Source organism: Paenibacillus sp. J22FR21, assembly GCF_056269135.1.
Window position 1 is genome coordinate 892,175 of sequence record NZ_JBWDNJ010000003.1, and the last position, 12,499, is coordinate 904,673.

Sequence of the window (12,499 nt, forward strand, 5' to 3'; positions counted from 1 at the left end):
GAAGGAGGACATTATGGCATTTCGAAGTTCGAAACGCATGCTCGATCTACTGCCTTACACACTGAAACACCGACTGCTGGCCATGCTGACGCTGTCCGTTATTATTCCGCTGATCTTGATTGGACTCATCTCATTCTTTGGCATCTACAATTTGCTTCAGAACAAGGTGGAGAAAGGGGTCGAGAAAAGCTTGGAGCAGGAGCGCAAAGGAATTGAGTCCATCTTGAGCAACTTGGATTATTCCTCGCGCCAGCTGGCTTTCGAAGGGAAGGTCGGCAAAGACCTGAAGAGCTTTCTCACTACACCTGATCCGCTTGATCGCAAAGAGCTGGCGGACGAAATTGAGAATTACATCTCGCTGATTAATTACACGAATCCTCTGCTTGGCTTAACGACGTATTACTTGCCCGAAACGAGGGAATTCCTGTTCGAGAATCTATATATCAACCCCAAGCTAAACATTGACGACTTTGCGAAAATCAATCAGAATACGAGCAATTATACGATTCATGGGCCGCATCGAACGTTATATACGAACAGCCGCAATTCCGTCTTCTCCATTATGCGGCAAACGGAGTCCAGCTCCGGCGAGAAGAACAACGTGCCGATCTTTGTTTACATCGAGACGAACGTCTCCGCGATTACGAGCTTGTTCAATAATGACCCTTACGGGATGCCTGTCCGGCATTTGATGATCGATGCGAAGGGACGCATTATCTATAACAGTCAGGAAGATACCGAGTTCCCGCCTGGCGCCGATATCACATCCATTAAAGAGCGAATGGGAGATAAATTCGTCTTCTTCGAGAACGAAAGCACGTACGGCATCAAAGTTGCTGTTGTGATTGACCGCAATGACTACCATAAAGAGATGAATACTTGGCTGAAACGCTTCGCAGCCGTCGGTATTCTCTCGCTCGTAATCGGGTTAGCCATCGGTTGGATAATCTGGAGCATGATTTATGGGCCGCTGCAGCGCATTCGCAAGCAGTTCAAGATGCTTGGCGAGAATCGGTTCCATGAACCGGCGGTTTCCCTTCATATCAAGGAGTTTGATGAACTACTTTACCACTTCTATGAAATGCGTCAGCGCATTCGCGGTCTGATGTCGGAAATCGAGCAGAAGGAAGCACGTAAAAGACAGCTTGAAGTCGAGAAGCTGATGTACCAGATGAATCCGCATTTTATCCATAACACGCTCAATACGGCGCAGTGGCTTGCTCGGATTAACGGTCAGGACGAGATCGTCCGGCTGCTGATGATTTTCACGCGCGTGCTCAATTACAATTTGGGCAAGGAAGGCAAAATCGTCACCGTCGGAGATGAAATCCAGACAGTCAAAGACTATATGGAGCTGCAGCAAATCAGGTACAATCATAACTTCAATGTGGAGATCGAAGTGGAAGAGGGAACAAGCAAGATTGAGATGCCCCGATTTATTTTGCAGCCGATTGTCGAGAATGCCCTATATCACGGTTTCAAGCAGAAGGACGGCACTATTGTCGTAAGCGTAAGCAAGGCGAATGAAGACCATCTGTTCATTAGTGTTAAAGACAATGGGGAAGGGATGTCGCAGGACGTCATCGAGTCGCTGTTTCAGTCCTCTAATGAAGCTAGCCGTCGCAAGGTCGGACTTGGTATTGGGCTGAGCTTTGTCAATAATATTGTGAGAATGTATTACGGTGATCCGTACGGACTGGAAGTGAAAAGTGAAATCGGAGTCGGTACGGAAATGAGGCTGCTGCTGCCAATTACAGTGAAGGAGGTGTGGGATGATTAGGACATTGATCGTAGACGATGAGCATTTGGTACGCAAAGGCCTCGTATTTACCGTTCCGTGGAAGGAGTGCGGGTTTGAAATTGTCGCCGAAGCGGACAATGGGGAAAGTGCGCTCGATATTATTGACAAAGTGCCGATTGACCTGCTATTGACCGATTTGACGATGCCTATCATGGATGGTTTTGAACTGATGCGCATTGTAAAGGAGCGTCACCCGGCGGTACGTACCGTTGTATTGACTTGCCATCAGGATTTTCATTTCTTGCAGGATGCGATGCGTTTAGGCGCCATTGATTACGTGGTCAAGACCGATATTGCCGACAACGTGCTCGAAGAAATGCTGCTGCGTATTTCGGAGCGAATCGTGGCCGAGCAAGCACAAGGCGGACAGGCTGAAGCGGGCGAGCAGGCGAAGCAGCCTGATTCCCGTCAATCACTGGTCATTATGGTCCCGGAGCGGGGGACGCCGCAAGCACGTCCTGAAGGATTAGAAGGCGCCGTTCAAATTCAAGAGTCGATCTGGATGGTTCCGGGCAAAACCAGCTCGGAAATCGATGCGCTGCTCTCTCGGATTGAACATGACGGAGAAGCGGACAAGCCTTGTTACGCACGCGTAACGAATTGGCCGGACAAGCCGAGAACCTCCGATTGGCTTCCGATGCTCAAGGAACGCATGTTTTACGAGTCGTATGCAAACGATGAATATATCGTTTCGCTTACGGAGTTAACGGGAGAGAAGCCGAGCACTATGGATGTATCTTCCGAGATCCGGCAAACATGGCGCAATCAGCGCTGGCTGTTCGATAAGAAGGAGCTCGAAGAATTGATGCTGTCCATTCGCGATAGCAAGCCTTCCTATCGCAGCGTCGTGGCGATGTTCGAGGAATTGGCAGCAGCGTGGGACTTGCTGGCCGTTAACAACCGGCTATGGCCGAATTGGCGCGCGGCGACAGCGGCTTTCACCAGGCTGTTCGAATGGCAGCGCTGGTATGAGCAGGCGTCAAGCAGCATCGCGCAATATGCCAGAAGCCGCGGGTTCTCGAATGACGTCTTTATCGCGATCATGCGTGCACTCGAGATGCTGCATACGGATTCGGGCGAAAGCGCCAATCGTACCGAGTTGTCCGCCAAAGTGAATCTCAGCCAGAGCTATTTTAGTACGATTTTCAAAGAAATCATCGGAAAGTCCTTTCATGAGGCAGTGAAAGAGGCGCGGCTGGAGAATGCCAAGCAAATGCTGGTGCAGCATGCGGATATGCCGATCTATTGGATCGCGGAGAAGACAGGCTTCCAGGATGAGAAGTACTTCAGCAAGATATTCCGGCTGCAAACCGGCATGGTGCCATCAGAGTTCAGAGAGCGCCAGCTGCGGCGGTAAGGTAGAAAAAAAACGAATGCAGGTGAGAAAAAAGTCGTCTGGCGTCGACAGCTAAGTTCGATGGGCAGACGTTCTTCTCCCATGCATAAGTCCCGATTCTCTCACGATTCGGCTTGATGCGGCGGTATGATGGACATGTACCAAATAACATTAAACAGCCGAAAGAAGGGGTAGCATTGAAAAAGGCAGCATTGTTGTCAGCAGTAGCATTAATGCTTGTTGTAACCGCTTGCGGAGATAAAACAAACGAGACCGCAAACTCCAATAACGAGAACAACACACAGGCGGAAGCACCGGCTAACACACCAGTAGAGAAAGCGGATCCGTTTGGCAAATATGCAGAAACCGTTGCGTTTACGACAATCGTGAACAACAACCCGGAAGCAGCTAAGAAGTTCCCTGAAGGCGAGTCCTTCGAGAACAATAAATACAAGTCCTACCTGGAAACATCGCTTAACGTGAAATCCACTCCGCTTTGGGAAGCGAATGGATCGGCATACTCCAATAAATTCAACCTCATGATTGCAAGTAACGATCTGCCGGACATCTTCGTTGTGGAGAACATCGACAAGACGCCTGCAAAAACGCTTCTGAAACGTATGTACGATGCAGGCATGCTTGAAGACCTGACAACGGTTTACGAGCAATATGCAAGCGATGCGGTTAAAGAAGTTAACGCGTCGGTTGACAACAAAGCGCTTGAGAACGCATCCTTCGACGGTAAGCTGTACGGCTTGCCAAGCGTAAACGATATGAACAACGCTCAAATGGTTTGGATCCGCCAAGATTGGCTGGACAAGCTGCAATTGAAAGCTCCTACAACAACGGATGAACTGATGGCTGTAGCCAAAGCGTTCAAAGAACAAGATCCGGACGGCAACGGTAAAGCAGATACGCTTGGACTTGCTGTACAAGGCGCTCAATTGTTCAACAACGATCCGTTCACTTTGACTGGTTTCGTATGGGCAGAGAATGCATTCCCGAACATGTGGGTCAAAGACGCTTCCGGTAAGCTCGTGTACGGCTCGACAACGCCTGAAATGAAAACAGCGCTTGGCAAACTGGCGCAAATGTACAAAGACGGCTCGATCGACAGCGAATTCGCGCTTCGCGACGGTAACAAAACAGCTGAATTCCTAGTTAGCGACCGCGCTGGAATGATGATGGGCATGTGGTGGAACCCGTACTGGCCAATCGGCGGTGCAATCGACAACAATCCTAAAGGCGAGTGGAAAGCCTATCCGATCCTGACAGGCGACCATGTTAACGTAGGTAACGAGTTCTACTCCAATTCCTTCATGGTTGTTAAGAAAGGCTTCAAACACCCGGAACTTGCTGTTAAGATCATGAACACGATGAAAGCAAACTCGACGAAAAAAATTCCTGAGCTGCTTGAGCTTGAAACAACAGGCATCTACAAAGCAAGCGATTCGACTAGAAACCAATGGGGTCTGAACGCACAAATTTCCCCTGCATTCCCGGATACAACAGCTCGTACCGTTAAGAAATTCGATGAGATTTTCGCAGGTTCAGCACAAGAAGGTATTCTTGATATCGCAGAGAAACCAATCTTCGATCAAGTGAAATCCGAGAAAGACAATCCGAAGAAAGATCTAAACAACTACAAGACGTTCCTGGCTTGGATGGAAGGTAACGGCGTAGTATCGCATAACAAGCTGAACAACGTATTCAACGAATTCACTGGCACAACGCCAACAATGGAGCAAAGCAACACGACGCTTACTGACCTGCAAACGAAAGTGTTCCTCGAAATCATCATGGGCAAGAAAGATATTTCGGAGTTCGACAGCTTCGTAACGCAGTGGAACAAGCTGGGCGGCGAGAAGATCACGCAAGAAGTAAACGCAGAGTATACAAAAACGCATTAAGGTTAGTTCAAGCTGATGGAGAAGGAAAGGCGTTAATCCTAACGGTTAACGCCTTTCGTTTCCTAAGCGTGATGGGAGGATTATAGAGATGGCAAAGCTGTGGCAGAAGGAATCCATACATTTTCATATCATGCTGTTGCCGGCACTCGCATTGGTCTTGATTTTTCAAATCTATCCGATGTCAGGTATCGTATTGGCATTCAAAGATTTTGTGCCTACTAAAGGCATCTGGGGCTCGCCATGGGCAGGCTTCAAGCATTTTCTCTTCGTGCTCGACAATCCGGAAAGTGCCACGATTCTGCGCAACACCTTGATTATTTCGTTCGGTAAAATCATCACCCTCATTATTGTGCCAGTCGTATTCGCGCTTATGCTCAATGAAATTAGACTTCGATGGTTTAAACGTACCGTTCAAACCATCGTGTATCTGCCCCATTTCCTGTCTTGGGTAGTCGTTGCAGGTATTCTCAAAGATGTACTTTCCCTTAGCGGTCCTGTGAACTGGGTGCTGCACAGCTGGTTTGGCTTCGAACCGCAAATGTTCCTTGGGAGCAATGAATGGTTCCGCACGATCATCGTCTCTTCTAACGTATGGAAAGAGTTTGGTTTCTCTACCATCATCTACTTAGCTGCCCTCACTAACATCAACCCTTCGCTCTATGAAGCGGCTGAAATTGACGGAGCAGGACGTTTCCAGAAACTAATGAATATTACATTGCCGGGTATTGCGATGACGATCGCGCTGCTTGCTACGCTGAGCCTTAATGGTGTGCTTAATGCGGGCTTCGACCAAGTCTTCAACATGTACAACGTATTGGTCATGGAATCCGGCGATATTATTGATACGTATGTGTACCGCTCGGGGCTGATGTCCGCCCAATACGAGATGGCAACCGCGATCGGACTGCTTAATTCCGTCGTGAGCTTCATCCTGGTTATTCTTACTTATACGATGGCTTATCGATTTGCTAATTATCGTATCTTCTAGTGTATACAAGCGAGGTGAAATGGTATGGTTCAAAATAAAACGCTCGGTTCGCGGTCATTTGACGTATTTCTGCTGCTTTTCATGGTAGTCGTATCTCTTCTGTCCGTTGCGCCTATTATTCATACGCTGGCATTGTCGCTGAGTAAAGCTTCCTTCGCAATGGCTGGACAAGTTTTTCTATGGCCGAAGGGCTTTGATATCAGCTCCTATCAAAAAGTGTTTACGGATAAGCAATTCTTCCTCTCTTTCTGGGTTTCGGTGAAACGTACCGTCACTTATACTGGATTTAGCTTGCTTGTCACTGTGCTGATGTCATACCCGCTATCGCGTGAAACCAGACAATTTAAATCGCGGAACGTCTATATGTGGGTATTCGTTTTCGTCATGATGTTTAACGGCGGCCTCGTACCGACGTACCTGACAATCAAATCCCTCGGGATGATGAACAACTTCTGGGTTCTGATTCTGCCGGGTCTGGTTAACGTGTACAACGCTATTCTGGTGATGAACTTCTTCCGCAACCTGCCGAAGGAACTGGACGAATCGGCTGGCATGGACGGAGCAGGCGCATGGCGGAAGCTGGTACTCATTTACTTGCCGCTCTCGTTGCCTGTACTTGCGACCATTACGCTATTCAACGTCGTTACCACATGGAATGAGTACTTCTCTGCGATGATCTACGTCACGAAGAGCAACTTAATTCCGCTGCAAACGTATTTACAGCAGGTCGTTGTTACCATCGATCCGACGAAAATCACCACGGAGAACGTAAGTCAGCTTACGAAAGTCTCGAGCGAAACGCTTAACTCGGCCAAAATCGCCGTAACGATGCTGCCGATTCTCATTATTTATCCGCTGCTTCAGCGCTATTTCATCACGGGGATAACGATGGGTTCTGTCAAAGAATAAATCCAATGTGAAGCGAGGATCTTTTCATGACGAACGGTACGAACAGTACGAACAGTCCGGTATCATTAATTACGAGAGCCGACGACTGCGGAAATTGCGAGTCGCATAACCTGGCGATCGCGGAGAGCGTGAAGCACGGCATCGTGCGCAACGTCTCCGTGATGGCAACAGGCGCCGCGCTTGATCATGCGGCGGCTTTGTTTGCCGGAGACCGAAGCACCTGCTTCGGTCTTCATGCTACAATGAATGCGGAATGGGAGACATTCCGCTGGAAGCCGCTGCTTCCGGCATCGCAAGTGCCCACACTTGTTGATGCGGATGGCTATTTCAAGCAGCATCCGGGGCTGTGGCTTGCCGCGCAGCCGGATGTCGAGCAGATCTTGAGCGAGATGAAGGCGCAGCTGGACAAGCTGCGTGCTGCCGGGTTCGAAATTACATATGCCGATTCGCATATGTTCTTCGAGTGGGCGGTCAAAGGGCTCGATGCGGCTTTTGATGCATGGTGCTTGCAGGAGGGGCTTATCAGTCATCGACCGTTTACGGGCAGATTGCCGGAGCTTGGCGGAGCTGCGGGAGTTGGAGCGGGGACGAATGCGGAAGTGAGTGCGAGAGCGAGTGTGGGTGATCCGGTGGATCAGTTTGTCGCTAGGCTGAAGCTTGCCGCGCCGGGGCAGTATTTGATCGTCGGCCATCCCGGCTATGACGATGAAGAGACTCGGAGCTGGGGAAACTCGGATTATCCGGGTACGAAGGTTGCGCAAGATCGTCACTGGGAGCGTTTGATGTTTACGGATTCGCGTGTGCTCGAAGCCGTGAGGAGCGGTGGCGTTCGATTGCTTCGCTATGACGAGGCGCAAGTCCTATAGAAACGATTGCGGATTCTATTGCAGCTACAGGAGGAGAATGAACGATGGCAGTCATTCATATGGATTTTTTTTCAAGCGTATTGGGGATGACCTCATCGGTATCTATCGTGATGCCGCAGGATGTGCAGCCGGGCGAGAAGCTGCCGGTGCTGTACATGCTCCATGGGTTAAGTGATAACGAGAATACGTGGCTTCGCCAAACGACGCTAGAGTACCAGCTTTCGAAATACCGCATGTTCGTCGTCATGCCGAACGTGCACCGCAGCTTCTACTCGGATATGGCGCATGGCGCAAAGTACTGGACCTATGTAAGCGAGGAGCTTCCGAAGATCGTCAAAGCGATGTTCCCGATTTCGGACCGCAGAGAAGATACCTTTGCAGCTGGCCTATCGATGGGCGGCTACGGCGCAATGAAATTGGCGCTTGCACATCCGGATCGTTACGCTGCTGCAGCGAGCTTCTCCGGCGCGCTGGATATTCGCGCGATTGAGAACTTGTTTGAAGGCAGCGAGTTCACTGATATTTTCGGTGATGTGGCAGGTACGATGGAGCACAAGGACGACTTGTTCCACCTCGCGAATGTCGCGGCACGATCGGGCAAAGAGCTTCCTGCGCTGTATCAATGCTGCGGAACGGAAGACTTCCTCTATGCTGATAATATCCGCTTCCTGAAGCACTTGAAGGCGCTGGGCGTTGAGCTTACGTATGAGGAAGAACCAGGCCTGCACGAGTGGGGCTACTGGAACATGAAGCTGCCGCGTGTGCTTGAATTTCTTACTGGCGCTGCGAAGAAGGATGCTGTGCTGAAATAAAGGAATTGAATCCCGTCTCCCGGAGTGCCGAAGACGGGATTTTTGTATATGCGCCTTGTTATACCAGCACGCACTCACCGAGCGCGCCCGCCACACGCCAGATTTCCACACCACCATATCGAGCGCGCCCGCCACACGCCAGATTCCCAAACCACCATACCGAGCACGCCCGCCACACGCCAGATTCCCACACCACCATACCGAGCACACCCGCCACACGCCAGATACCCAAACCACCATACCGAGCACGCCCGCCACACGCCAGATTCCCACACCACCATACCGAGCACGCCCGCCACACGCCAGATTCCCACACCACCATATCGAGCGCGCCCGCCACACGCCAGATTCCCACACCACCATATCGAGCGCGCCCGCCACACGCCAGATTCCCACAACACCATACCGAGCACGCCTGCTACACGCCGGTTCCTTACACCACCTTTTCCGAGTTCGCTCGACTCCTCCCGGTTCCTCTCGACATAAATAGAGATGTAAAAACTACACTTCAAACGGAGGATTTGTGGCATAGTATGTAGCTTAACGTGTAACCAATACAATTGAACTACTGAAAACCAGATGTATTTCCTAAAAATATTGATTTGACTTGTACTCCATACACTTCACTCGTCTCCAGAGGCATGAATTGAGAGAATGTATTGTACTTAGTGCATGTTAACGTCTTCGATTCGAGCAGGAAGTGTGATTTTGACCTAAACACTTTTTGAGATGTAAAAACTACACTTCAAACGGAGGATTTGTGGCAAAGTATGTAGCTAACGTGTAACCAATACAATTGAACTACTGAATTCCAGATGTATTTCCTAAAAATATTGATTTGACTTGTACTCCATACACTCCACACGTCATCAGAGGCATGAATAGAGAGAATGTATTGTACTTAGTGCATGTTAACGTCGAGTCGTGCAGTAGGTGTGATTTCGTACCCTAACACTTTGGTACCTTTGCCCGAGATGACTGGACGAAGTTTACCTTTGGAGACCAATTCACGAATATGGCGTAGTGTCGTGCGGTAATTGATAGCGAGGTGTCTTGAAATATCGATTGGTTTGACGGGTTTCCCTAGCACAAGCGCAAAACGCATAACCTCCTTTTCGGTTATGAGAGATCGACTGACGATCTGTGCATTAGGCAGGAATTGATTCAGATAAAGTCGCAGCAGACTAATAATTAATTCAGGATTTCTTTCTATATCGTCATACGGAATGGAGATCAATCGATAGCCGATCGCTTGCACATAAATCTCTCGATTGCAATTGCCGCTGAACTTGAAACGGTCCATATCCCGGGCATGGGATGAAAAGCTTTTGACCTCGATGAGCAGTTTAAGATAACCGCCCGGAGGCAAAAATGCGAAGTCCGCAAACCATGGTCTGCCGCGCCAATCCTCGATTTCGAACTCAGGATGCAGATGTTCCAAGCTTCCTTGCAGCTCCCACCAGATACTGCGAGCGAACAAAACTTCCCCATGTGCATGACCGCGTTCCAATCGACCTTTGCGTTCTCCTGATCTTAAACTGAGGTGATGAGTCAACCATTTCTTATGGGCTTCGTTGAATCCGTGCAATGCCATTTAGACATCCTCCTCCAGAAAATAAAAATGAAAACGCCCCGAGGCATCCTTAAAGGATGTTTCTCGGGGCGTTCTTCGCCATCTATTTCATTTTAACGCCTTCAAGTCCATTTCGTCTAGGTTGGATTACTGTAACCTAACGGAGAAATAATATGCCGGTTTTGATTTTGTCTATGTCCACTTAATTTCGATATGCACTTTTGCCACCGAATCGCAAGCTATCAAATAGCAGCCGTTCTCGAATTGAATCTCAACCGCTTTTCCATTTACGGACGCACATAATGGTGCGGACTTCGCCGCAAAACCGTATACGCCGCCTTCGTGAAGCAGCACGGTTGCACGATCCGGTTGAGCGAGCATCCATTTGACGGTTGCTGCCGAAACGTACTTATCGATTAGGCCGAAGCTTGCAAAACCATTGCGATAAGGTGCAACACTAAACAGCTGCGGCTTTCCGCGTTCAACGGTGAAGCCATAACCCCCCGACTCGTCCAGCAACGAAGCGCTGCGGCCGAAGTAGTCGTAAACGGCATACTCGGCGTCAGCCTCCAGTCCGTCTATGTCACTCAAACGGAACTCGCCTTCGAGCGGCGCGGCTTCCGCATGAATGTGGAACGCAGCGAGCAAGCCGCTGTCGCCGGAGCGGCTCATGATTTTGAGCGGCACCGCTGTTTCGACAGGGTTCACCAGCAGCACATCCTCTGTCGGCACGCCTGGTTTGTCGGTACGAAGCACGCGGCCATCCGACAGAATAAGCGGGCGAAGCACGTCAGCATCGGTTTCGCCGACTTTGTCGCTGACATAAACCGGGCCGCCGCTAATCGCGCGGAGAACGGCATGAGCAAGGCTATCTTCGTGGGAAGTCCACCAGATATCCCAATCGCCCCAGTACAGCGTGCTGTGATAGAACGAATTGTAGGCGTTCTGGAGCGCATGCTCACGGAACCATTCTGGTTTGGCTGGATAGAAATCGTCGCTGTTGCGCGAAATCGCGGAGTTGACGCGGCTCCAAACATTCTCCTGTGCCATGCCCATGCAGTTAATCAACCGACCGTCAAAATAGAGCGATGCCGAAGCTTCCAACGCTTCATGCAATCCTTTCGCCGCTTGTCCAAGAGGCTGCTGGCCTTTGACAAATTCGATCAAAGAGCTCTGGCTGTCGACCTTCAGCATATCGATGCCTTGCCCAGCCAACCAGCTATGCCATTGCTTCCAGAAGCCGAAGCCACTCTTCGCATCCGTGCTCGGTACGAGACGCCCTGCAGTGTCGGCCTGCAGCAGGTCACGATGTTTAAGGGCAATCTCGCCCTCCGGATCAACGCCATGCCAATAACCCGTAAACGCGTGCCATACACCGACCCAATTGACGCCGTACTCATTCTTAAGCTTGCTTACCGTACCGGCAAGTCCATCCGGAAACTTCGAGCGGTCTTCCTGAAACGATACGAGCGCTTTCTCGCGTACCGGTGACCAGCCGTCATCGATCATCACCCATTTGACAGGAACCTGTTTAGCTTTCAGCTCCGCGGCTTTATCTTCAATACCCTTCTGCGAGACATCATGGTAGAACGCATCCCATGTGCACCATCCCAAATATTCGAAAACCTCCGGATACCGCTTCGACTCGCGCAGGCGAATCGGTTCTTTCCGAGCGAGGAATACGGCCTCTGCGGCTTTCTCAACCACATCATAAGCACTAGCGCCTTCGTGCAAAACAAACAGCAGCTCGCGACCCGTCCTTACTCCGCGAAGCAGCGGAGAAATAACAAACTGCAGCCCCTCACCGTCACCGCGCAGCGTTGTTTTGAACACATTCGAGCATTGCGGGAACAGCTGGGTATAGCGGTCGTTCGCTTTCCAGAGCAGCGCTTGCGTTTTCTCGGGGAGCGCAGCTGTGCTCTTCGCCATATAAGGTCTGGTCCACCACCATTTGTACGCATTATAGTGGGCCAGCACACCTTCCAAGGTGCCGACAGGCTCGCCGACCGACAGCAAGATGCCGTTATCCGCCGCCAAAGCATGCGTGACACCGAACACATCCTGCTTTAATTGAACGGACATATACGCGCTCACGGTGTGTGCATAACAACGAAGCTCAAGTGTCAGATGGCTTGTTTCTTCCGCATCATGAAAAGGCAATAGATGCGTTTCGTAGCGGCCAAGTTCGTCTTGACCACCATCACCTTTCACCCAGCCCGCCGTTTCGTAACTAGGGGTATCGCCATTCTCATAAGTAACTTTAAGTCCATATTGGTTAAATAAATGCTGTGGTTTCATCTGTCA

Annotated in this window: 9 protein-coding genes; 7 read left to right on the forward strand and 2 right to left on the reverse strand. The window is 50.1% G+C overall.

Features of this window, described 5'->3' with window-relative positions:
• Positions 1 to 13: 13 nt before the first annotated feature.
• The 7 genes from AC0YNS_RS14525 to AC0YNS_RS14555 all read left to right on the forward strand — a co-directional run bounded on the left by AC0YNS_RS14525 (position 14) and on the right by AC0YNS_RS14555 (position 8,622).
• Positions 14 to 1,780 carry a sensor histidine kinase gene (locus AC0YNS_RS14525; RefSeq protein WP_475781697.1) on the forward strand — a complete coding sequence of 589 codons (1,767 nt, stop codon included), beginning with the start codon at positions 14 to 16 and terminating at the stop codon, positions 1,778 to 1,780.
• Entirely contained in the window at positions 1,773 to 3,158 is a 1,386-nt protein-coding gene (locus AC0YNS_RS14530; RefSeq protein ID WP_475781698.1) for a response regulator, read from the forward strand. Before AC0YNS_RS14525 ends, AC0YNS_RS14530 begins: the two co-directional genes overlap by 8 nt.
• A gap of 176 nt (positions 3,159 to 3,334) precedes the next feature.
• A complete protein-coding gene (locus AC0YNS_RS14535) occupies positions 3,335 to 5,047 on the forward strand; it encodes an extracellular solute-binding protein (protein ID WP_475781699.1) in 1,713 nt (570 codons plus the stop codon).
• Between the two features lie 88 nt (positions 5,048 to 5,135).
• On the forward strand, positions 5,136 to 6,035 hold the full coding sequence (locus tag AC0YNS_RS14540) for an ABC transporter permease (protein WP_475781700.1): 900 nt from the start codon (positions 5,136 to 5,138) through the stop codon (positions 6,033 to 6,035).
• Positions 6,036 to 6,059: 24 nt separating this feature from the next.
• The gene (locus tag AC0YNS_RS14545; protein WP_090981468.1) at positions 6,060 to 6,944 is read left to right on the forward strand and encodes a carbohydrate ABC transporter permease; all 885 of its coding nucleotides are present in this window, start codon (positions 6,060 to 6,062) and stop codon (positions 6,942 to 6,944) included.
• Between the two features lie 26 nt (positions 6,945 to 6,970).
• A complete protein-coding gene (locus AC0YNS_RS14550; protein WP_475781701.1) occupies positions 6,971 to 7,810 on the forward strand; it encodes a ChbG/HpnK family deacetylase in 840 nt (279 codons plus the stop codon).
• A 44-nt stretch (positions 7,811 to 7,854) separates the two neighbouring features.
• On the forward strand, positions 7,855 to 8,622 hold the full coding sequence (locus tag AC0YNS_RS14555) for an alpha/beta hydrolase (protein WP_475781702.1): 768 nt from the start codon (positions 7,855 to 7,857) through the stop codon (positions 8,620 to 8,622).
• Positions 8,623 to 9,523: 901 nt separating this feature from the next.
• Here the strand turns inward: AC0YNS_RS14555 and AC0YNS_RS14560 are convergent.
• Complete coding sequence (locus tag AC0YNS_RS14560; protein ID WP_475781703.1) at positions 9,524 to 10,216, reverse strand: hypothetical protein; 693 nt, start codon at positions 10,214 to 10,216, stop codon at positions 9,524 to 9,526.
• A 171-nt stretch (positions 10,217 to 10,387) separates the two neighbouring features.
• Positions 10,388 to 12,493: a Sip1-related alpha-galactosidase gene (locus AC0YNS_RS14565; RefSeq protein ID WP_475781704.1), complete on the reverse strand. Its 2,106-nt coding sequence runs from the start codon at positions 12,491 to 12,493 to the stop codon at positions 10,388 to 10,390.
• Between the last annotated feature and the right edge of the window lie 6 nt (positions 12,494 to 12,499).

What these genes read in the sequence shown, in the direction of transcription:
- AC0YNS_RS14545 (WP_090981468.1), top strand. Translation starts at nt 6,060, where the DNA reads ATGGTTCAAAATAAAACGCTCGGTTCGCGGTCATTTGACGTATTTCTG.
- AC0YNS_RS14530 (WP_475781698.1), top strand. Translation starts at nt 1,773, where the DNA reads ATGATTAGGACATTGATCGTAGACGATGAGCATTTGGTACGCAAAGGC.
- AC0YNS_RS14560 (WP_475781703.1), bottom strand. Translation starts at nt 10,216, where the DNA reads ATGGCATTGCACGGATTCAACGAAGCCCATAAGAAATGGTTGACTCAT.
- AC0YNS_RS14555 (WP_475781702.1), top strand. Translation starts at nt 7,855, where the DNA reads ATGGCAGTCATTCATATGGATTTTTTTTCAAGCGTATTGGGGATGACC.
- AC0YNS_RS14525 (WP_475781697.1), top strand. Translation starts at nt 14, where the DNA reads ATGGCATTTCGAAGTTCGAAACGCATGCTCGATCTACTGCCTTACACA.
- AC0YNS_RS14550 (WP_475781701.1), top strand. Translation starts at nt 6,971, where the DNA reads ATGACGAACGGTACGAACAGTACGAACAGTCCGGTATCATTAATTACG.
- AC0YNS_RS14540 (WP_475781700.1), top strand. Translation starts at nt 5,136, where the DNA reads ATGGCAAAGCTGTGGCAGAAGGAATCCATACATTTTCATATCATGCTG.
- AC0YNS_RS14565 (WP_475781704.1), bottom strand. Translation starts at nt 12,493, where the DNA reads ATGAAACCACAGCATTTATTTAACCAATATGGACTTAAAGTTACTTAT.